Here is a 21,745-nt window from a genome sequence, read left to right as displayed (position 1 = left end):
GATTAAATTCATTAATAAATAGCTGATTTTATTGCATTTGCATTATTTTTGCTATTTTTTCTGGTAAGTGAAATATATTAACCCCTTTTAAACTTTTCTATTGAAAACACATTTACGCCGATATTTAATTCTTGTAATTTCCATCTACTTTTTTTTCATACAAAAAGGGGTTGCTCAAACGGTGACTTTTACCGATGCAAATACTCCAGCAAATGGCATTTCTTCGAATAGTTTAATAAGTGGTACTAACAACGCGGTCTTATACGGTGTGAAAATTTCCGCTGCAGGATCGGATCTAAATATTGGTGTCTTTCATTTTACAGCAACAACGTCAGGATTTTTTACAAATGGGCGATTATATCGTACAACAGGTAGCACTTTCTCAGGTGCAGTTCAGGTAGGTACTTTCAATTTCGGCACATCAATTGACATATACTCTAGCCAAACCATTAGCGCTGGGCAAAGCGCTACCTTCTTTTTAGTTGGTGATTTTACAACTGGAAGTGCAAGTCTTCCGTCTAATTTTCAAGTTAATTTAGCAAGTAATGCTGTAGTGCAATATTACCCAAGCATATCAACAGGAGCAAATTTGCCCGGAGTAAATTTTTCTTTAGCAAATATTAATTACACTTTAACTAGTGCGAATTCAGCAGGAAATGGAATAACACAGGGCACATTAACACCCGGGCAAGCAGGTATTGTCTTTTTTGGTTTTGGGGTAAGCACAAATGCAAGTGCCACAGTAAGCGGATTTAATTTATATAACACCAATTCTTCAAGCGCGGCTCAGGCATATTTTAATAATGGTAAGATATACCGGTCAAGCTCCAGCACTTTTTCTTTAGCCACAGCCACACAAATAACGAGCGCTACCGTTAGTTTTGGGTATAATTCCGCTACGGGCATAAGTATCTCCGGTTTAAACGAATCCTTTACCAATGGAGCATCACCCGTATATTATTTTATTGTTGGCGATTTTAATAATGGGTATTATGGTACAGTTCCGGCTACATCCCAGTTTAGCCTTTTAACCTCGCAAACCAATTCTATAGTTCAAAGCAGTCCGTTAAGTGCTAATTTACCTGCAGGTAGTAATATCAACGGAAGTAATTTTTCACTAGCGCTACCAACACTTACCATTACAGGTTTAAATAGTGCGACAACAAATAATATAACTACTGTTGTAAATCCGGGCGATGTGCAGCAGGCATTTTTTGGCTTTAAAATCACCGTTAGCGGTATTATAACTATTAATAACATCAATGTGGATTTTCCGGCTGGAAGCAACGGCACTTATTTTGCCAATGCAAAATTGTACTACTCAACTGATGATGTATTTTCACCCACAACCGACACGCAAATTGGCACAGTAGCTTTAAATGGGGGTAATGTAGCCATAACCGATGTTGCACAAACCATAACTAACACTTCGCGAAGTTATTTTCTGGCTATGGATGTAAACACTTTTAATAACTCCAGCAGTCCGTCATCAGTTTATTTCCGATTTGCCTCCGGGCAAGGGCAGCCTGCTTTTATACAATCCTCACCTTATACCACCTTTAACACATATAATGTAACCGGAGCCACTTTAACCATGCCCCCCAACAGTACCTTTATATGGACGGGAAACGCCAACAATACCAATTTCAATAACAATAGCAATTGGGCAAATTATGGTTATCCAACCAGTACATCTAATATAACTATTCCAGGTGGTCGTACTTATTATCCAGTACTCACTGCAAATACATCTACAGGTTCTATAACCTTTAGTGGTATTAATCCAAAAATCACCATTAACTCTGGCTATACACTTAGCCCCGGAGGCGGCATCACAGTTACAGCTAACGCAACACCTTCAATTTTAGGACCAGGGGCGGTAAGCTCTGCCTCAAATATAGTTACCAATGCCGGTTCAATACTTACTTTATCTGCACCTGTTACATTAACATCGACCGGTGCAGTTACTAACGCCGGAACTATTAATGTTTCTTCTTCTGCGCTAACCGTTGCAGGTGCTTCAACAAATTCGGGTACCATTAACCATACAGGTACCGCAGCGCTTACATTTTCGGGCACACTGGATAATACCGGTACCATAGCACAATCGGGCGGCGGAACTTTTACGGCCACCGGAGCTTTTACTAATACCGGAGGTACTGTAACACAGTCAGGAGCTGGAAATCTGAATTTTGGCAGTACTGTTAATAACTCCGGCACTATTTCACAAAACAGTACCGGTACAATTACTACCACCGGAACATTTACAAACAGCGGAACGGTAACGCAAGCAGCTGGCGGCAACTTAAATTTTGCAGCAGTAACTAATACCGGAAATATCTTGCAATCAGGTTCAGGCACCATAGCCGCATCTGGTACTGTAAATAATAATTCGAGCGGTACTATAACGCTCGGGGGTGGGTCAAACACCTTTGCCGCACTTACTAATAACACCAGCGGAACGGTAACATTAGGCTCGGGCGATGTAACGTTTAGCGGTACACTTAACAATAAAAATGTTTTTAATGCCGGATCCGGCACAATTGATTTGAATGCTAATTTAACCAATACAGGTACTTTTACCTTAAGTAGTGGCGAATTGGATATGGGAGGGGGTACATTTAATAATACCAATAATGGAGTATTTATAAGTGGTAGTGGTTTAGTAAATTTTGACCGTACTAATAATCAAAATATCAATAATAATAACTCATCTACTCCTGTTACTTTTAACAAAATAACTTTCAGTAACACTGGTGGATCAACCAAGACCAAAACACTTGCAGGCACCGGCAGCGGCTTTATTTTAAGCAGCACAGGCATACTCACCATGTCAGGTAAAACAACCTTGGCAGCCGGCGGTATACTTACCCTCAAATCCGATGCTGATGGTTCGGCTACGATTGCTGAGATCCCATCCACTGCAAGTATTACAGGCGATGTTAAAGTAGAGCGATATATATCAGGCGATCCTGCCAATAATAACTACAGGGGATACAGAATGTTATCATCGCCGGTATATTCCGGTACTGTAGGCCTTAATAATGTGTATAGTTTAGATTACTTAAGAGGTGTTGTTTATTTATCGGGAACAACAGGTATAAGTGGTGGATTTGATGGAGGAGTAAATCCAACCATTTATTTATATCGTGAAAATTTGGCACCTAATGGTACTTCCTTTATATCCGGTAATTACCGGGGTGTAAATAACATCATCAATACTCCCCGTTATGACATAGGAGTTGATAATGATGGTACAAAAAATATCCCTGTGGGTAATGGTTATTTATTCTTCTTTAGGGGTAATACTGCGGCGGGCTCAACCCTTCCTGCATCTCCGGCTACCTTTACAGCCACGGGAACATTAAACCAGGGAACTATCAAGGTGAGGGATTGGTTCACTCCCGATCAAGATACCTTGTCTTATACTACTTCTACCTCAAATTCGGCTGTACGCGGGTACAATTTAGTTGGTAACCCTTATGCAAGTTCAATAGACTGGGATAAGATCTATTCTTTATCAACTGCAGATTCCACAGTTAATATTTCGCCTGTAATTTATGTTTATGATGCACTTACAAAGGCTTATGCCACCTATATTGCGGGCCACGGTGGCATTGGCTCTCATGATTCAACAGCTAACATCATTCCCAGCGGCCAAGGCTTTTTTGTTCGTGCAAATAAGCAAGATAGCAACAGTTCAGGTGCGTCATTAACCTTTACCGAATCTGCTAAAGTTTCAACTCAGATACCCCGGGCTAACTTGCTACTATCTACCTCAGCACCGCAGCCTGCCGAAGATCTTCAATACATACGTCTGCGCTTGAAAAAAGATTCGGTAAATAACGATGGTACCGTAGTATTTTTTAAAAGCAATGCTAACCCCGCTTATATAAAATATGAGGATGCTCTTTATTTGAAAGGAAACAGTTTGGTTAATATATCCACACTGTCAAGCGATAATCTTTCATTGGCCATCAATCAGCTTTCGTTACCTAAAAAAACCACAGAAATTATTCCGCTTAATATTACCATTACCAGCAGCGGCCTATACCAGCTAAATATACCTGAGTTTAAAAATATACCTAAACTGTACGATGTTTGGTTGATGGATGCTTATAAAAAAGATTCGCTTGATATACGGGCTAACAATACGTATAACTTTAATGCCAGTACAAGTGATAAAGCAAGTTTCGGTTCCAATCGGTTTAGTTTAGTGATCAAACAAAACCCAGCCTATCAATTAAAGCTTCTTGATTTTAGTGCTGCCAAAATAACCACTGGTGCACAATTATCATGGATAACCGAAAACGAAAGTAATTCAACCGATTTTACAGTGCAAAGAAGTACCGACAATGGTAAAACATTTGAAGTGGTAGGCAGCATCGCCTCTAATGATAAAGGCAACTATAATATAATAGACCATGATCCGGTTAAAGGTTTAAATATTTACCGTTTAAAACAGGATGATATTAATGGTTCCATCAGCTACTCAAAGCCGGTTAGCCTGATGTATGCCGATCTTTCTGACAACATCACGGTAGATAACATGAAAGTATATCCTAATCCGGTAAGTACAACCGTTAACGTTTCTATAGTTCCGGACGCTGAAACCGCTTCGTACACCATAAAAATAGTGAACGGGTTGGGTACATTGGTAAAAACGGCTACATCAACCCAACCTACCTGGCAGGATAATGTAAGCGACCTGTTACCGGGCACCTACTTTGTACAGGTAATAAACAACAACACAAAGCATGTTGTAGGTAATAGTAAATTTGTAAAATTGTAAATATGAAAAGATCAGTGAGTATGAAAATTTATAAGTACGGGAGTATATTATTCCTTTTTTTATTAACTAATATGAACGCCTTTTGCCAGGATGATTGCGATGGTCCGGGCGGTCCACCACCAGATCCTGATAGTCCTCCTGATACAAGTTATACCCCATGCGATGTTCCTTTAGATACCTGGGTATATATATTAGTTATTGCCGCAGTTATTTTTGGAACTTATCACTTATACCGCAAACAAAAAGCCCTTTCTGTTTAGTACAGAAAAGGCTTCCGGTAAATTTATATTAAATTCTTAATTATTTACTATCTGGTGTCAGCTGCAATTGCTTAATGATGCCGTCGACCACTTTAGGCACATCATTCATGGTTCTTTTAGGGTTATGTAGCTCCCCTACGCCATATCCGCGCCAAACAATGTCATTAGTTCTGGTATCAATAAGATCAATAATAATAGTACCCTCTTTATAATGCACTTTTTGTGCATAGCCGTAAGATCCGGGCCAGCCAAAACCATAATAATAAGGGCGATACCACCCATAACCATAGCCCCAGGCGCCATAATACGGAGAGTAGTATTCCATTTTAGTGCCACGGCCGGTAACAGTTGTATAGCTTACTAAAAGATCAGGATTATTTGCCTGCATAACAAGCCCTTTATCAATTAAAGCTTGCTTAGCGGCTTCCTGAATTCTTCCGTTTCCTATTTCATCGAGCGGACGCCAATGTTTGCCGCGCTTTTCGCGAACAGGCGCCAATGCAAAGGTGTGATAATTGCTTAGATTGGTTTTATTGGCAGCCGCTGTGTAATAATTGTAGCTGCTACAGGCCGACAGTATCGATACAAACATTACCGTCAGCATTAAATAAACATATTTTCTCATGATATCCCCTCTTATATGTACAGTATTAGACGTATGTATTTAATAATGGTTTAACGCAATAACTAAAAATGTACAAATAAATTCAAGATAAATATTTACCTACTATTGGCATACGCCTGCCCATGCCAAATGCCTTAGGCGACACACGCAGTATAGGCGGCGTCTGGTAGCGTTTATGTTCCGAAATATTTACCAGCCTTATTACCTTCCGCACCACCTCTTCATCAAAGCCCATTTTTATGATCTCTGCCGATGAACAACGATTTTCAATATACTCAGCCAGTATAGCGTCAAGTATGTCGTATTCCGGTAACGAGTCGGTATCTTTTTGGTTCGGTCTAAGTTCTGCTGATGGTGGTTTCGTAATGGTATTAACAGGAATGATCTCACGCTCGCGGTTAATATAACGTGCCAACTCAAAAACATGCGTTTTAAATACATCGCCGATAACCGAAATACCACCACACATATCACCATATAAGGTTCCATATCCCACTGCTGCCTCGCTTTTATTTGAAGTATTAAGCAGTATATAACCAAATTTATTACACATTGCCATCAACAGAACGGCCCTGCTGCGCGATTGTATATTCTCTTCAGCTATATTAAAAGGCAGGTTATTAAATTGCGGATACAGCGATTCTTCAAATGCCTCGGTTATTTTACTGATAGCGATCACCTCGTGTTTACAGCCCAAATTTTTCACAAGGTCTTCGGCATCCTTTAAGGAGTGTTCACTGGAGAAACGCGAGGGTAATAACACGGCCATCACGTTCATGGGGCCTAAAGCTTCGGCCGCCAGGGCGCAAACTACCGCGGAATCAATTCCGCCGGAAAGCCCAAGGATGGCCTGCTTAAATCCGGATTTATTGAAATAATCCTTTATCCCTAACAACAGAGCATTATGTATTTGTTCAATATCACTTTGCTTCTCTGTTCTTAAAGTGGATGTATGTTCAAAAGATATCGCCCCGTCATCACTGAGGGTGTAGTAAGCCACATGCTCCTCAAAGTAAGGCAATTCATCTATCAGCTTTCCTGTGTTATCAAATACGAGCGAACCACCGTCAAATATAAGTTCAGTTTGCGCGCCAACATGGTTCACATACAATAAAGGCAATTTATACCTCCCGGCGTTATCACTTAAAATATCAATCCGCTCCTCGTCATGGTTATAAGCAAATGGCGATGCCGCTATATTGATCATCACATCAGGCTGCTGTTTTATCAGCATATCCATGGGTCGTGTAATATACAAGGGGTTTTCTACGGTATTCCACAAATCCTCGCAAATGGTAAGTGCAATACGCTTGCCTTTGAAATCGATACAATTGAATTCCATTGATGGTTCAAAATATCGGTATTCGTCAAAAACATCATAATTTGGTAACAATGCCTTATTAACAATAGCTTTCACTTTTCCATCTTCAATAAAATAAGCCGAGTTATTCAGGTCCTTGCCTTCCGGATTATTATTGGGTGTTGGCAAACCAATTATACAGGCAATATCTATACACTCAGCTGCTATGGTTTTAGCTGCTTCTGCACAAAGGTTGATAAACTCCTTAAATTCCAGAAAATCGCGCGCGGGATAGCCGCTCACACATAACTCGGCAAAAACAATAAGATCGGCTCCATTTTGCTTAGCTGCATGTATATGACTGATAATTTTATTCGTGTTCGACTCGAAGTTACCAATATGATAATTAAGTTGGGCCAGGGCGATCTTCATAGTATATAGATTGGTATTGCTTATGTGCTAATGCAAATAAAAAAATTATTTTTGCTAAAACGCCAAAAATGATCTCTTATTCTGCTAAATCAAGTCTAATATATCTAAGTTTTTTAAGCATACTGTTTGCAGCCTGTAATAATCACAAAAAAATCGATGTGAGTAACATACCTGTCAATGTAAAAATTGTGCGGTTTGATCATGATTTTGATGATATGCGCAAAAAACCAATGGATCAGCAAGCGGTATTTTTACAAAAAAAGTACGGAGTGTTTTACCAGGATTTTATTGAACGAATTTTAAAACTGGGCAGCACACAGGATACTGCATATTTTAGTCTGCTAAGGCAAGTGTTTGCAGGGGCCGCTTATAATGATCTTAAACACGATGTTGATTCGGTATATCCTGATATGGATAAACAAAACGCCGAACTTACCGATGCCTTCAGGCGGATAAAGTATTATTACCCGCAAAAAAAACTACCAAAGGTTTATACCTACCTGTCGGGTTTTCAGGCGCAAACATCTATAGGTGACGGCTACTTTGCTATCGGGCTGGACCTTTTCCTGGGAGCAAACTCCCGCTTTTACCCGGCGTTGACCGAAAACTTTCCTCACTATATTTCGCGCAGATTTACTCCTGACAATATTACGCCAAGAGTAATTGAAGGCATGGCCCGCGAAGATATGTTTCCCGAAGATGAAGAAAACCGCTCACTACTCTCCAAAATGATATACAATGGCAAGATCATGTATTTTATGGATCAGATACTGCCCGACGTGCCTGACTCTACCAAGATAGGTTATACTGATAAACAGTTGCAATGGTGCAACACTTTTAAAGGTAATATCTGGGATTTTTTTATCGGGGAGAATTTACTCTATGAAAGCGATTATCAAAAAATACAAAAATACTTGACCGAAGCACCCTTTACACCGGGATTGGGTGAAAATAATGAGTCGGCACCTAAACTGGCTGTATGGACAGGCTGGCAAATTGTGCGGCAATATATGAGCAGAAATCCAACGGTTACCTTGCCGCAATTAATGCGTGACGGGGATGCTCAAAAAATACTGAACGAAGCTAAATACCGGCCAAAGAACCAAAGGGAAGAATAACAAAAGGCGCCTGTAGCTAATACCACGGGCGCCTTTAATTATATTTTTAATAATTCCTTAATCTTTCAGGATAGCAAAAACAGTTCTTAATGCTAAAATGATAGCCAAAACAAATATTGCATTTGATACGGCTGAAGCTAGCTTAAAATCGGCAAAGCGAAGATAAGCACCCACTAAACCAATTGCTATAGCAACTACTAAAGATTTGTAATGAGACTCCGAATTAGCATTTTCCATTGATTCCATAATACGCTTTTTTATTTACCTGCAAAAATATAAATGTTTACCGAAAAAGCCGCAAAGTTTAGCTTTTAAAATATTATTTCTTACTCCAGCCCTGTGGCAGATTTTCTTCTATTTCTATATTCTCAAACTCAGCGCTTGCCCTTGATCCAACCACTTTAGCCCATGCAGCCATTTTGCTTATCCCTTCCTGCAAACTTACATTTTTGCTTTTGCCAAATACACCGGCCGCTTTTGAGTGGTCGCTATGGGCGTGCATCACTTCTTTGCGGGCTTCCAGGTGCGTAACAATTGGCTCAACACCAAGTTCTTTAGCTACTACCTGCACTAACTCGTTAACCGTGTACGGTTTATCAGCTCCTACATTAAAAACTTCATTATAAGCTGCGGGAACGTTAACGCAATTAGCAATGTGCGGCGCAACATCATCAATATAACTGAATGCACGTGTTTGCTCGCCGTCACCAAAAATGGTCATAGGTTTTTGCTGCATTATCTGGTTCATAAATATACCGATCACGTTACGATATTTATCGCCGATGTTCTGGTTTTCGCCATACACATTGTGCGGGCGGAAAATAACATAATTTAAGCCAAACATGTGTTTTGCAGCTTTAAGGTCCATTTCTACCGCATATTTAGCCACACCATATGGGTCTTCGGGCTGCGGTACCATGCTTTCTATCATAGGTAACTGACCTGCACCATACACCGCTATTGATGAGGTGAACACAAAACATTTAACCTTGTATAAAACCGAAAGGTTTATAAGATTGACCGAACCGATCAGGTTATTATTGTAGTTGAAGCGGCGTATAAAATGCGACAATCCCTCGGCAGCATATGCAGCCAAATGGTATACATAATCAAATTGATGTTCAGCAAATAATTGCTCCAGCAGGGGCACATCGTTTATTGACCCTTTAATAAATTCAACTCCGGCAGGCACGTGGTCTTCAAAGCCTCCGCTAAGGTCGTCAAGTACAATAACTTTATGTCCGAGGTTTAAACAATGTTTGGCTACATGTGAACCAATAAAACCTGCTCCTCCGGTTACCAATGATGTGATCATGTTTGTTTATGTGTCTAAGTTTTTATACCAAATATCTGAAAAATACTTCGCTGTAATTTATTAAATTTTTATTAATGTAGCGCAACAGGTTGTGCCATTAATGCAGCGGCTTGCAAAAACCACGCGGCATGCGGTATCCACTGTTCTGTCCATCGCCACTCGTTGCCTTCTGCTTCGGTTTTAAAATCAATACCTGATCCGTCACCGTTACCATCCTTCCCGGTAATACCATTTGAAATACCCCCTCGTTCTGATCCGTGCCCAAAATTTGACTGCATATAAGGCACGTTGTTTTTTCCGAAACCATATACAAAACACATGTTGTATGGGTTGCAGCCCATTATCCAATCCATTTGCTGCTCGGCAAATTTAGCGAGTGGTAAATTAACCCCCCAATTAGCATTACCGGGGTAAACCAGTCTCCCGCCTGCTATTGCTGCCGAAGCTAAAGATCCCAGGCGTGCGTTCTCGCCCTGCCACCACCACCCGGTCTCATTATCATGAGGGATAAAAAAACCATCCTGCACTTTTCCTTTATACATAAAACTTTGCCGCGCATATCCAAACGGATTATCTACATTATGGGTCACTTTTAAATTATAATCAAGCGCGCGTTTTATGACATCGAGTGCAACGTTCCTGTGAGGGGCATCCTGCTCCTTATCTAAATATCTTACAAGCGCCAAAACCGGCAATCCGGCGTCCGAGGCGTGCCAATACGGGCGACCGTGATGATTGGCTAAAAAGTAACCCTCTGCGCTCATTCGTCCTGCAAGGTTATTTACCCGTTTACGTGCTTCATTCTTATACATTTCCTCACCCGTAGCTATCCATAGTTCGGTAGCTGCCATCAGTGCGCAATAGTCGTCTATAATATTTTCTTTCCCATCATCATCATATTTGGTGTTATTAACCAACAGGTGGGCAAAGGCGCGTTTTGCACCGTCCAGGTATTGCTTTGAGGTAAATTTGCCATGCTTTTTCCATTGCGATATACGGGCAAGCGCGGCAATGGCCATCCCTCCTCCTTCGCGGAACGCGCACTGATATTGATTGGTGGTAACACTGTTAGCCAGCAAGCCAACTACTCTGCGTGCATTAGGATCCTTATTAAAATAACTAAACACGATCATATAAAAATAACCGGAATCGCTTAGCGCACGCATCATATAGTCGGCTCCATATAGTGCCTCATTATCTAATGAATCCTTAAGTTTCCATTTAGCAAGCAGTTGTGGTATAGCTTCGGAAGCGCTCACCATTGACCAGGTAACAAATGGGGTTTGCTGTGGAGACATATAATTGGCATAGGCCAGGTGCGAAAAATATTTACTTACGTCGCCTGACGCATCACACCAGCCGCCACGCATATCTACCGTTTTATCACTCCCGAATAATTTCAATTTAGCATCGGCAGAAAGTTCCTGCGGAGTATTTGCACGTTGTTTATTGTAATAATGAATTATTGAGGAAAGGGTTTGTTTTGCTACCGCATTCTCCCTTACCTTAAAAGTATACGAGGTATATGTTTCACCATCCTGTTTAAAGCTTAATTGGTAATTCCCATTTGTATTAAATGAAGAAAAATCGGCCTGATAGAATACTTTACCCGGTGCCCATTCGGTGATAACCTGCGGGTCGGCTAAAGTTCCGGTGAATACAACATTCCCGTTTGTGATATTTATCAGGGTAAATTTTATAGGCGTAACCGGTTTTACGTCAAAACGGACAACTGCTGTTTTTGGGCCGTTACTATCAAAAGCTATTTGATTAATATATATCACCGGTTTGGCAAGCAAGTGCCCTGCGGGCAATAACAGACAAATAAGTAACAAGCAATGGTAAAGATATTTCATATGGATATTAACTTTTTAAAGATCTATTTTTTAGCAGCCCAAAATATGGCGTTTCTGAAAATAGTGGTATATACCGGGTTGTTAAAAAGTATGGGAGAATGCCCCATAAATATATAAACGTTGCGCGCCTTAACATGAGGGTTAGTCCATATCACCGGGTGATCACCGCCCATTTTAATATCGTAATCGGGTGTGTACGTATTTTCATCAACCCCGGCTAACACATGTACATTAGGGCGGGGGCTTTTGTCATAGGTATACCATTCTTCCTTTTTTATCACGAAACTTTTGGGTACGCCCTTCATAACCGGATGGGTGCTGTCCTCTACGTTAACAGTAGCCTGCGCAAAATCTGCTATATAATTTTTGTAAACTATACCTCCCATAAACCACGAAAACCATTGCCACATGGGGTAACCATCAAACTCGCCCAATAGTGTAGCATGGTGGAAACCTATCCAACCACCCTTTCCTTTGCTAATATAATCTTTAAAGGCGGCAGCAGCTTCGGTTTTCCAGCCATACGGAGGGTAATCCAGTTGAATGAACAGATCATACTTTGCCAGGAAAGCGGTGTTAATATTATCCGTGTTTTGTATATAGTCAATGGTAAAACCGCTATCAGCAGCTAATTTATCAAGCCAGATTCGTGCTGCTTTGGAGTATTCGATATGATGACCACCGTTTTCGTAAAGTGCTAGTACCCTAAATGCAGTCTTTTTAGAATTACCTTGCGCTTTAGCATTAGCACTTATAATAAAAAGAGATAGGACCAGGAGGAAGAGTATCTTTTTCATAAGAAATCCGGTGAGATACAGATTTCCTCCTAAAATAGTTAATTTATCAAAAACATCAACCTTTTATTGCCCAAACTGATACCGAACCGGCTTTAACATAAAAATCGGCACTACCATCATCACCGATGATCACCTCTTCAGTATGTTTCGCTAAATGATCGACAAATACTTTGCCGGCATGTCCTTGGCCCAAGTTCATATGTTTGGTTGAATCTTCGTTATTACTCAGCAAAACCGCGAACCCCGAACCGGGATGTTCATCGTCACCGCTTCTTGTCCACCCAATACAGTTAGGATCATCAAAATAATCGGTTTGTATGCCATAAGCCAGGTGCTTGCGGACATAAAGCAATCGCTCTAACTCAGCACATGGCGCCAGTATTATCTCATGTTCGTTGCCATCCTCACCTGTATCTTTATATTTTGCACCGTACATATCGGCATAAAAAACACAAGGGTAACCTTGCTCCCTTAACAATATTAGTGCATAAGCTAAGGGTTTAAACCAAAATTCCACCACCGCCTCCAGGGCCTGCAGGGGTTGGGTGTCATGGTTTTCAACCAGTGTAACAGCCAACTCCGGGTTAACAGCCAGTAATGAATTCTCGAATATTTTAGTAAGGTCATAATCTTTTCCCTCTACAGATGCCGTATGGAAATTATGATGCAAAGGCGCGTCGAATAAAGACATACGGCCTTCTGTTGCTTCGATGTATTGTTGCAGTAGTCCCACCTCCTGACTCCAATACTCCCCAACGGTAAAAAATTCCTTTTTTAACTCCCCGCGCATATGGTCAAGCCATTCGTTATAAAAGTTAAAAGACATATGTTTAATGGCATCCAGCCGCATGCCATCAAACTTAACTGTTTCGTGAAACCATTTACCCCATGCTTTCAATTCGTCTCTTACTGCAGGATTCCGGGTTTCAATATCTGCCAGCATCAGGTAATCAAAGTTTCCCTTTTCATCACCTATTACCTCTTCCCATCCGTCACCAAAATTATTTTGGATCTTAAATATAGCGGTCTCATTTGTGGCGGCATCATAGTCCACGCCTGAAAAACACTCGTGGTTCCACTTAAATTGTGAATATTTTCCATTACGCCCTGTAAAAGGGAACTTCGTAAAAGCCTCAATTTCGTAAGGCTCACTAATAAACTCGTTACGATTTTCAGGGTCTACCTTACGTACGGTCACCTTTTCTGTTTCCTCTGCACCGCCCATATGGTTAAGTACTACATCTACATAAATATTTAACCCGGCATTCTTAGCTGTTGTTACAGCATCCAAAAGTTGGTCGCGGGTACCGTATTTTGTGCGTACGCTTTCCCGTTGATCAAATTCTCCAAGATCGTACAGATCGTAACTGTCATATCCTACTGAAATGCCTCCTGTTGTACCCTTATGCGCAGGTGGCAACCATACGGCATCAATTCCCGCCTGTTTAAGTTTTTCTGCTTCGTTTTTTAAATGCGTCCATAAACTGCCATCGGCAGGATAATACCATTCAAAAAACTGCATCATCGTATAATTTTCCATTTATTTTAGGGCACAAATATGCCATTTAAGCTCATACAACTAACTACTTAACTTTAGGTTTTTGTAAGGCGTAAATAAATATTTAATTTCATATTGCCACATATGCTTTTTTAGCAATTATTTAAAATTCAAATGGAACCTTCTGTTTTTATATATCTGCAGTTTTTGCGCGATAATTTATTGCATTTACCCGGGGTGACAGAACGGTTGTGTTTTGAAACGCCCGCATTTTATGTAAATAATAAACTATTTTGCCGCATTAAAGAGGATGGCGAAACCCTGGTGATAAACACCCTTGAACGTGATAAATGGCTAAGGCATAACTCCAATATATATTACGTTACTGACCATTATCTCAATTACAGCTATATGCTTATACATTTGGATAAGGCTGACCCGGATGAATTGAAACAATTGCTGTTTACTGCCTGGAGCAATAGGGCAACTAAAAAACTAATAAAACAATATGAGGGTAATTTTACTTAACTAATAAGGCACTAAAAGCCTGAACAATTTGTAAACAAAAATAAAAATAAACATGGGCTTATTAAGATTTATAGTGGTAGGTGCAGCCATAGGATATGGTATAAATTACATCACCAAAAAAGGACCGGACGGACGATCAATACTTGACGACATAACTGAAGAAGCTCCTGAATGGTTTGATAAAGCAAAAGAATTTGCAACCCAAACGGTAGAGCAGGTGGTTGAACAAGTGCAGCAACCTAAAAGCGGTTACTAAAAAACCGATTTAAAAAAATTTCCGTAGCTCCTGATAATTCAGGGGCTTTTTTTATGAAAAAAATTCATTCAGGCTGTGCTAAATCGAAATAATTTAAGTGTTGATTAAACCTTTATTAATTAAAATTTAAGTGCACGTTTATTACAATTAAATTATCCCGACACTCATTTTACCAATAAAATATAATTATATATTTACCTGAAAACTGTCTGAATTTTGGATCATTTACATACATTAAAAGATAGCATAGCGCTTTGCGGTCCGGAGTGTGGCCCTTCAAAAACAGCACTTGCACAACACGCATCCTTTTCCGAACAGTTTACAGATTTTTTTACCAAAATATTTAACACTAACGATTGGCCGCCCCGCTGGCATTGCGGTACCTGGACTGATTTTCATGGCTGGCTGTATATACTTTCTGATGTTGGCATATGGGCATCGTACTTTGCAATTCCCATACTCATACTTCGGCTTTTAAGAAAACGCAAGGATATCCCTTTCCATAAGATATTTTTATTGTTTGTAGCCTTTATTATGCTTTGCGGCCTTACACACCTCATGGATGCCATCATATTTTGGTGGCCTGCCTACCGTATAGGTGCATTGCTAAGGTTTGCTACTGCCGTAGTTTCCGCAACAACAGTATACGCTTTATATAAAATATTACCTTCTGTATTTAATCTCCGATCAGTTAGCGAGTTGGAAGCAGAGATAGAGAAACGCCGTATAGTGGAAGAAAAACTGGCCAAAAGCGAATTTTTATTATCTGAAGCCGGGCGAATAAGCCGGGTGGGCGGGTGGGAAACCGAATTGCCCGAGAATAAAAGAACGTGGTCAAAAACTGTATTTGACATATTTGAACTGCCTTATAACCATAACATAGATGATTACGATACCGTAAATCATTTTCCGGAACAGTACGGAAAATTATTGGCTATATCATTGGACGAAGCTAAAAACGAAGGTAAAAAGTGGGATCATGAGTTGTTGCTGCAAACAGCTAAAAATAACATGATTTGGGTGCGTTCTACCGGGGAGCCACAATATGATGAGCAGGGTAAAATTGTAAAATTGCGCGGCATAATGATGGATATTAACCGTTATAAGTTAAATGAACTGGCACTCAATAAGTCATTAGAACTTACCACACAAAACAACCATCAGCTAAAAAACTTTACACACATCCTATCTCATAATATCCGCAATCATGCCAGCAATATGGCGCTTATATCCTCATTGGTTGATCTGAATAACATGGACAAGAGCAATGCGGAACTTTTTGAGAAGATGAGCAAGGTATCTGCCGCTTTGAACAGCACCCTCGAAGATCTGTCAGAAGCGATCAAGATAAAGGAAAATATTATCAGCTCAGATGTGGTGAATTTTAAGGTAATTACAGATAAAGCCCTGGAGATATTTGAATCTGACCTTAAACAAATGAATGCCGGCTTCACTACCGATTTTAAAGTACAGGAGGTGAATTTCCCGCGCATTTATTTAGAGAGCATCCTTGTTAATCTTATATCAAACAGTATTAAGTACAGCCGGCCGGATGTACAGCTGGTTATCACTTTGAGAACATATAAAAACAAAGACAGGAAAACAGTTTTCGAGTGTGAGGATAATGGCCTCGGGATCGATCTTAAGCTGCATGGCAATAAAATATTCGGACTGTATAAAACCTTTCATGACCGGATAGATGCTCATGGCGTTGGGCTGTTCCTGGTAAAAACACAGGTAGAATCGCAAAAAGGGCAAATTAAAGTGGAAAGTATGCCTGGTAAGGGCTCAAAATTTAAAATAATTTTTAATGAATAAAATAAGTATAGCCTGTGTAGTTGATGATGACGAGATCTACACATTTACGGTTAGGCGTATAATTGACCGATCAGCAATTGCTGAAAAAACCATATTTTTTCATAACGGGCAGGCTGCACTCGATTTTTTAATAGAGAACCTGGAAAAACACAACGAATTACCTGACCTGATACTGCTTGATCTGAATATGCCGGTGCTTGACGGTTGGCAGTTTTTAGATGAGTTTGCACTGCTTAAACCTCGTTTAAATAAAAAAATAACAGTTTATATAGTGAGCTCCTCAATTGATGAAGATGATTATAACCGGGCCAAGGCTATAGAAATAGTTACCGATTTTATTGTAAAACCTTTAACGGTTGATCACCTTAAGGATATACTATTTCAGTTACAGGTGTAATGGCACTAAGCAAACAAATTTTCAACTTTATTTCTTTATTTGTTAGCTTTACTTATAGTGTTTATCTAACAAATAAAGTGGTTAAGCTAAGGAAGTTTTATATTTTTTTTATTCTGCTATTTCCCTTTGCTGTTTTTGCACAAAATGGCGCCACTCATTTTGAGCATGGTTTAAGCTGGGCAGAGGTCAAACAGAAGGCTAAAAAAGAACACAAATATATCTACCTTGATTGCTTTACTACTTGGTGTGGCCCGTGTAAATACGTGACAAATACAATTTTTCCTCAACCAAAGGTGGGAAATTTCTTTAACAAAAATTTTTTAACAGTTAAGGTACAATTTGATAAAACAAATGAGGATAATGAAGAGGTTAGAAGTTGGTATTTGGATGCTGCTAACTTAGCCAAAGATTATTCCATAAACGCTTATCCAACTTTCCTTGTTTTTTCGCCAGACGGAGAGATGGTTCAAAAGATAGTCGGTGCCGGAGAAGCCGATGACTTCATAAGTTTCGCTAATAAAGCACTAAATCCCAAAACGCAATATTCCAGTTTACTTAAAAAATACAATGCAGGTAATAGGGAACCTGAAGTTTTAAAAGCACTTACTGTTGCTGTAGCAACCGCCAATGAAGTAAACTTAATGAATAAGATCGCGACAGAGTATCTGGAAACACAAAAAGATCTGTACACAAAACCCAATATTAAATTTATTGAAAATTATACGACAAATAGTAAAAGTAAGGGGTTTGAGATAGCACTTAAAAATCCTCAGAAAATTGACTCAGTAATGGGCGCAGGTACAGCGTACAAAATATTATCGGATATAATAATTAGTGAAGAGATTACACCCATTGCAAGGCAAAAAGAGAAAAATGTAGATTTCGATGCGCTTGCAGTTAAGCTTAAAACCAAATATCCGTCAATCGATTTTACACAATATATTAAATTGACTCAAATCAGGTATTATCAGCGACAGGAGAATTGGAATAATTTCAGAATATCTGTATCACAATATTTAAACAAATATGCCTCCTATATTACCCCCAATGAATTAAATGAATTTGCATGGGATGTTTTCGAAGGCTGTAGCGATCCCGCTTGTATTACCGAAGCGTTATTATGGAGCAAACAAAGTGTCGAAAAAACTGGCGGTAAAGACGCAATGCTGTTAGATACTTATGCTAATTTACTGCATAAAAGCGGTGATACAAAAGAAGCTATAAAAACCGAACGGCAAGCCATTAATTTAGTTTTAGCCAATGAAAAACCTGCTTACCAGGCAACTATTGATAAAATGATAAAAGGTGAAAAAACTTGGTGATATTTTAGGTCCCCATCCCTATATATAAAACATACGGCGACTCGTACCAATCTAATGACAGGATAAGTTAAGTTTTACTGGACTGGTAATTTACCAAGTCCAGATGAGAACATTTTAAATTTATCTGTTACATTTCCAACTATTTATACTAAAAAACCGAACCGTTAAGTAGCGAATTGTACATCATTTGCGTAACACTTATATACACTACAAAAAAATACAATTATGATGAAAAACTTTAAGCAAGCTTTTAAAAGATGGGCAGGCATAGTCGGGATGATGTGTTTGCTGGGCATAGCGCTAACTTCCTGTATAAAGGATAATAATGATAATATCCCGCAACAGCCAATAGCGCTGTTATCTGTTATTAATGCTTCGCCAGATTCACCACCACTTAATTTTGCGCTTGATAACAGCCGCGCAAATAACCAACCTATTTACTATGGCGGCGGATTAGATTATTTACAGGCTTATACAGGCAAGCGTAATGCTACTTTTGTAAATGCGAGCAGCGGCCAGTTATATAAAACAGATACTTTAACCTTAAAAGCAGATACTTATTATTCACTTTTCCTGACCAATGTAGCAGCTAACCCTGAATATTTATTACTGACAGATTCTATAAGTCGCCCGGCGTCAGGGATGGCTACAGTACGACTTGTTAATGTTAGTCCGGATGCGCCCGCGGTTGATCTTGCTATACAAGGGGGTGATGTAATTGCATCTAATAAAGCATACAAAGGTCACTCTGCCTTTGTACCCGTAGCAGGTAATAAAACTTACACATTTGAAATAAGGCAGGCAGGAACCTCCAACGTGTTGGCTACCACATCAAACATTACTGTTAACAGCAACTCGGTTTATACGGTATGGTTACAAGGTTTGTCGGCAGCTACTGATGATAAAAAGCTGACCGCCAAAGTACAAAATAATGTATATTTCTATTGATACCGGTTTAGTGATCTGATAGATAAGTTTTCAATAGCAAAGCCCCCGATGATCATCGGGGGCTTTTATTTTTATTCCAGATACCGGTTAAACCAAAGGTTATCAGCATTAATTATGTTAGCATACAAATGGTGCATTATTTAACTAATGCTTATCTTTATTTAAAAACAGAGCTGATGAAACGGGGCGCTCCACATTCGAATACATTAGTATATACCCGAACAACTGTTTACCATATTAAATTATAATGATCATGAAAAAAATTTACATATGCGGATTATTTTTATTGCTCGCAGGTTTTAGTGCAAATGCGCAAACATCCCCTAAGGAAATGACAATCACGCCGGGGCCGGGTAATCCGTGGGCAAGCGGTGAACTAATACAGCCGGATGCATTAGTAGCTCAAATAAATTCCGCTTCTGCTAAAACACCGCCTATTTTTAATATAGGCGCGGTTGAGGATATTAAGGGTGCCACACATATTGGCGCAGTTGGCAATACCGAAAACCTTTTAAAATTCAAGAAAGCGTTGGCTGATCTGCCTAAAGGAACCGAAGTAGTCATCTATTGCGGATGTTGTCCTTTTGCCAAATGCCCGAATATACGTCCGGCTTATAATGAGTTGAAAACTATGGGCTTTACCCATATTAAATTGTTGAACCTGCCCAATAATTTGCAAACTAACTGGATAGCTAAAGGTTATCCGTTAGCTAAATAGGTGTACATAAAAAAGGTGCGGACTGTTGATCTGCACCTTTTTTGTTTGATATATCTGCGCCTACCAAAAGAATGAATACAGGGCTACTATTATACCAAGTACCAAAACTGCACCTGCGGTAAATGCTCTTGAAGTTTTAAACATAGATGCATCAATTTCCAAACCTTGGGTTTTAATTCCCCTTGCCTGGTCAATTTTTGATATAATAATCATACCTACAACACATAATATAAATACAAAGCCCATACGGTCAATAAAAGGGATCTCGTAAAGCTTGGTTACCTTATCATCCTGCAGGGCAATTTTTGAGAAACCATACGGCGATAAAAAGCTGAGATCCATAAAGCGCGGCAACAATTTAAAGAACACGGAGAATATAAAACCGCCAATTGTTGCAAACAATGCTGCGTTAGATGTCGCCTTTTTCCAAAAGAAACCCAAAATGAACATGGCAAATATCCCCGGTGATACAAAGCCGGTATATTCCTGTATATACTGAAAACCCTGCTTACCTTCGCCCATTAACGTTTCGCCAACTATCAGCGATAAAACAACACCCAATAACATAGCTACCACTACAGCGTATTTTCCTAAAATCACCAACTGCTTGTCTGTAGCATCAGGCTTGATGGCTTTTTTGTAAATATCTAAGGTAAATATGGTGGATATACTATTTGCTTTACCGGCAAGTGAAGCCACAATGGCCGCGGTAAGCGCCGCAAACGACAACCCCTTTAAACCGGATGGCAGCAAATTTAAAAGTGACGGGTAGGCCTTATTTACATCAAGCACTCCTTTTGAACTGAGCATCTCCTGATGAAACATCCCTTTTTGATATAGCAGATAGGCGGCAATACCCGGCAATACCACTATTACCGGCATTAGCAATTTTAAAAATGCAGCAAATAAAATCCCTCCCCGGGCAGTTTTTAAATTGGCACCTAATGCCCGCTGTGTAATGTACTGGTTACATCCCCAGTAATTAAGATTAACTATCCACATACCGCCAATTAATACAGACAGACCGGGCAGATCCATATAATTTGGATTGTCCTTTTTAAATATCATATTGAAATGGTCGCTCGCTTCAGATCGCATTATATGAAAGCCATTCAGCAACCCGGTAGTACCTGATTTTTCACTGATCAGGTTAAGCGCCAGATAAGTGGCCACCAATCCGCCCAGGATCAATACAAACACCTGTATCACATCGGTATAACCGATAACCTTCATCCCCCCTAAAGTGATAAAAATGGCAAATAACGCGAGCCCCACTATACAGTATATTATATTGATATCTGATATACCGGATATAGCCAGTGCACCCAGGTAAAGGATAGACATAAGATTTACCACTATGTACAGCAACAACCAAAATATAGCCATAACCATAGCCACCGTACCATTATACCGCTGGTGAAGAAACTGCGGCATGGTAAATATTTTATTTTTAAGATAGATGGGGATAAAAAAAACAGCTACTACAATTAATGTAGCTGCGGCCATCCACTCATAAGCGGATATAGCCAAACCCATTTTAAAGCCGGAGCCGCTCATCCCTATCATTTGCTCGGCAGAGATGTTTGAGGCGATAAGCGATGCACCAATAGCCCACCAGGTTAAGGAACCTTCTGCCAGGAAATAATCTTTTGAGGTAGCATCAGCGTTATGTTTACGCCGGTATATCCAATAACCATATAAGGATACGATTATAAAATAAACGAAAAATACGGCATAATCGCCCGTGGAGAGAGTTTTCATTTAG

General features: G+C 39.7%; 18 protein-coding genes. 10 read left to right on the top strand and 8 right to left on the bottom strand.

Annotated features, from left to right (window positions below; translation table 11 throughout):
* Positions 1 to 100: 100 nt before the first annotated feature.
* Both I5M19_RS14300 and I5M19_RS14295 read left to right on the top strand, forming a co-directional pair.
* Positions 101 to 4,792, top strand: a complete 4,692-nt coding sequence (locus tag I5M19_RS14300) for a beta strand repeat-containing protein (protein WP_214653069.1) — start codon at positions 101 to 103, stop codon at positions 4,790 to 4,792.
* A 71-nt stretch (positions 4,793 to 4,863) separates the two neighbouring features.
* Positions 4,864 to 5,052: a hypothetical protein gene (locus I5M19_RS14295; protein WP_214653068.1), complete on the top strand. Its 189-nt coding sequence runs from the start codon at positions 4,864 to 4,866 to the stop codon at positions 5,050 to 5,052.
* A 40-nt stretch (positions 5,053 to 5,092) separates the two neighbouring features.
* Here I5M19_RS14295 and I5M19_RS14290 read toward each other — a convergent pair whose 3' ends face one another.
* A complete protein-coding gene (locus I5M19_RS14290; RefSeq protein WP_200067039.1) occupies positions 5,093 to 5,677 on the bottom strand; it encodes a DUF4136 domain-containing protein in 585 nt (194 codons plus the stop codon).
* An 82-nt stretch (positions 5,678 to 5,759) separates the two neighbouring features.
* A complete protein-coding gene (locus I5M19_RS14285; protein ID WP_200067038.1) occupies positions 5,760 to 7,409 on the bottom strand; it encodes an NAD+ synthase in 1,650 nt (549 codons plus the stop codon).
* 68 nt (positions 7,410 to 7,477) lie between these two features.
* Between I5M19_RS14285 and gldB the strand changes: the two genes are divergently transcribed.
* A complete protein-coding gene (gldB, locus tag I5M19_RS14280; protein WP_200067037.1) occupies positions 7,478 to 8,527 on the top strand; it encodes a gliding motility lipoprotein GldB in 1,050 nt (349 codons plus the stop codon).
* A gap of 57 nt (positions 8,528 to 8,584) precedes the next feature.
* On the opposite strand, the gene I5M19_RS14275 is transcribed toward gldB, so the two are convergent.
* The 5 genes from I5M19_RS14275 to I5M19_RS14255 form a co-directional block, all read right to left on the bottom strand.
* Positions 8,585 to 8,773, bottom strand: coding sequence for a hypothetical protein (locus tag I5M19_RS14275; RefSeq protein ID WP_200067036.1), 189 nt, complete (start codon positions 8,771 to 8,773; stop codon positions 8,585 to 8,587).
* Between the two features lie 73 nt (positions 8,774 to 8,846).
* Positions 8,847 to 9,842 (bottom strand): NAD-dependent epimerase/dehydratase family protein, encoded by a 996-nt coding sequence (locus I5M19_RS14270; protein ID WP_200067035.1) that lies wholly within the window; start codon positions 9,840 to 9,842, stop codon positions 8,847 to 8,849.
* 71 nt (positions 9,843 to 9,913) lie between these two features.
* Positions 9,914 to 11,698: a glycoside hydrolase family 9 protein gene (locus tag I5M19_RS14265; protein WP_200067034.1), complete on the bottom strand. Its 1,785-nt coding sequence runs from the start codon at positions 11,696 to 11,698 to the stop codon at positions 9,914 to 9,916.
* A 23-nt stretch (positions 11,699 to 11,721) separates the two neighbouring features.
* Complete coding sequence (locus I5M19_RS14260) at positions 11,722 to 12,495, bottom strand: ThuA domain-containing protein (RefSeq protein WP_200067033.1); 774 nt, start codon at positions 12,493 to 12,495, stop codon at positions 11,722 to 11,724.
* A gap of 55 nt (positions 12,496 to 12,550) precedes the next feature.
* The gene (locus I5M19_RS14255) at positions 12,551 to 14,035 is read right to left on the bottom strand and encodes an alpha-amylase (RefSeq protein WP_200067032.1); all 1,485 of its coding nucleotides are present in this window, start codon (positions 14,033 to 14,035) and stop codon (positions 12,551 to 12,553) included.
* A 132-nt stretch (positions 14,036 to 14,167) separates the two neighbouring features.
* Between I5M19_RS14255 and I5M19_RS14250 the strand changes: the two genes are divergently transcribed.
* The 7 genes from I5M19_RS14250 (at position 14,168) to I5M19_RS14220 (ending at position 19,980) form a co-directional block, all read left to right on the top strand.
* Positions 14,168 to 14,521, top strand: a complete 354-nt coding sequence (locus I5M19_RS14250) for an MmcQ/YjbR family DNA-binding protein (RefSeq protein ID WP_200067031.1) — start codon at positions 14,168 to 14,170, stop codon at positions 14,519 to 14,521.
* A 52-nt stretch (positions 14,522 to 14,573) separates the two neighbouring features.
* Positions 14,574 to 14,777 carry a YtxH domain-containing protein gene (locus I5M19_RS14245; protein ID WP_200067030.1) on the top strand — a complete coding sequence of 68 codons (204 nt, stop codon included), beginning with the start codon at positions 14,574 to 14,576 and terminating at the stop codon, positions 14,775 to 14,777.
* Positions 14,778 to 14,993: 216 nt separating this feature from the next.
* A complete protein-coding gene (locus I5M19_RS14240; protein WP_200067029.1) occupies positions 14,994 to 16,595 on the top strand; it encodes a sensor histidine kinase in 1,602 nt (533 codons plus the stop codon).
* Complete coding sequence (locus I5M19_RS14235) at positions 16,588 to 16,992, top strand: response regulator (RefSeq protein WP_200067028.1); 405 nt, start codon at positions 16,588 to 16,590, stop codon at positions 16,990 to 16,992. Before I5M19_RS14240 ends, I5M19_RS14235 begins: the two co-directional genes overlap by 8 nt.
* Entirely contained in the window at positions 16,992 to 18,314 is a 1,323-nt protein-coding gene (locus I5M19_RS14230) for a thioredoxin family protein (RefSeq protein ID WP_200067027.1), read from the top strand. Before I5M19_RS14235 ends, I5M19_RS14230 begins: the two co-directional genes overlap by 1 nt.
* A gap of 225 nt (positions 18,315 to 18,539) precedes the next feature.
* Entirely contained in the window at positions 18,540 to 19,262 is a 723-nt protein-coding gene (locus tag I5M19_RS14225; RefSeq protein WP_200067026.1) for a DUF4397 domain-containing protein, read from the top strand.
* A gap of 253 nt (positions 19,263 to 19,515) precedes the next feature.
* Positions 19,516 to 19,980 carry a rhodanese-like domain-containing protein gene (locus I5M19_RS14220; RefSeq protein ID WP_200067025.1) on the top strand — a complete coding sequence of 155 codons (465 nt, stop codon included), beginning with the start codon at positions 19,516 to 19,518 and terminating at the stop codon, positions 19,978 to 19,980.
* A 60-nt stretch (positions 19,981 to 20,040) separates the two neighbouring features.
* On the opposite strand, the gene I5M19_RS14215 is transcribed toward I5M19_RS14220, so the two are convergent.
* Complete coding sequence (locus I5M19_RS14215) at positions 20,041 to 21,741, bottom strand: sodium/sugar symporter (protein ID WP_200067024.1); 1,701 nt, start codon at positions 21,739 to 21,741, stop codon at positions 20,041 to 20,043.
* Between the last annotated feature and the right edge of the window lie 4 nt (positions 21,742 to 21,745).

It is taken from the genome of Mucilaginibacter segetis, assembly GCF_016522075.1.
GTDB lineage: Bacteria > Bacteroidota > Bacteroidia > Sphingobacteriales > Sphingobacteriaceae > Mucilaginibacter > Mucilaginibacter segetis.
The sequence above is the reverse complement of the archived record's forward strand: the minus strand, read 5'-3'. Positions and strand labels throughout refer to the sequence as shown.

Bases quoted from the DNA above. Each gene is read 5' to 3' on its own strand.
- I5M19_RS14295 (WP_214653068.1), top strand. From the start codon at position 4,864: ATGAACGCCTTTTGCCAGGATGATTGCGATGGTCCGGGCGGTCCACCA.
- I5M19_RS14290 (WP_200067039.1), bottom strand. From the start codon at position 5,677: ATGAGAAAATATGTTTATTTAATGCTGACGGTAATGTTTGTATCGATA.
- I5M19_RS14285 (WP_200067038.1), bottom strand. From the start codon at position 7,409: ATGAAGATCGCCCTGGCCCAACTTAATTATCATATTGGTAACTTCGAG.
- gldB (WP_200067037.1), top strand. From the start codon at position 7,478: ATGATCTCTTATTCTGCTAAATCAAGTCTAATATATCTAAGTTTTTTA.
- I5M19_RS14275 (WP_200067036.1), bottom strand. From the start codon at position 8,773: ATGGAATCAATGGAAAATGCTAATTCGGAGTCTCATTACAAATCTTTA.
- I5M19_RS14270 (WP_200067035.1), bottom strand. From the start codon at position 9,842: ATGATCACATCATTGGTAACCGGAGGAGCAGGTTTTATTGGTTCACAT.
- I5M19_RS14265 (WP_200067034.1), bottom strand. From the start codon at position 11,698: ATGAAATATCTTTACCATTGCTTGTTACTTATTTGTCTGTTATTGCCC.
- I5M19_RS14260 (WP_200067033.1), bottom strand. From the start codon at position 12,495: ATGAAAAAGATACTCTTCCTCCTGGTCCTATCTCTTTTTATTATAAGT.
- I5M19_RS14255 (WP_200067032.1), bottom strand. From the start codon at position 14,035: ATGGAAAATTATACGATGATGCAGTTTTTTGAATGGTATTATCCTGCC.
- I5M19_RS14250 (WP_200067031.1), top strand. From the start codon at position 14,168: ATGGAACCTTCTGTTTTTATATATCTGCAGTTTTTGCGCGATAATTTA.
- I5M19_RS14245 (WP_200067030.1), top strand. From the start codon at position 14,574: ATGGGCTTATTAAGATTTATAGTGGTAGGTGCAGCCATAGGATATGGT.
- I5M19_RS14235 (WP_200067028.1), top strand. From the start codon at position 16,588: ATGAATAAAATAAGTATAGCCTGTGTAGTTGATGATGACGAGATCTAC.
- I5M19_RS14230 (WP_200067027.1), top strand. From the start codon at position 16,992: ATGGCACTAAGCAAACAAATTTTCAACTTTATTTCTTTATTTGTTAGC.
- I5M19_RS14225 (WP_200067026.1), top strand. From the start codon at position 18,540: ATGATGAAAAACTTTAAGCAAGCTTTTAAAAGATGGGCAGGCATAGTC.
- I5M19_RS14220 (WP_200067025.1), top strand. From the start codon at position 19,516: ATGAAAAAAATTTACATATGCGGATTATTTTTATTGCTCGCAGGTTTT.
- I5M19_RS14215 (WP_200067024.1), bottom strand. From the start codon at position 21,741: ATGAAAACTCTCTCCACGGGCGATTATGCCGTATTTTTCGTTTATTTT.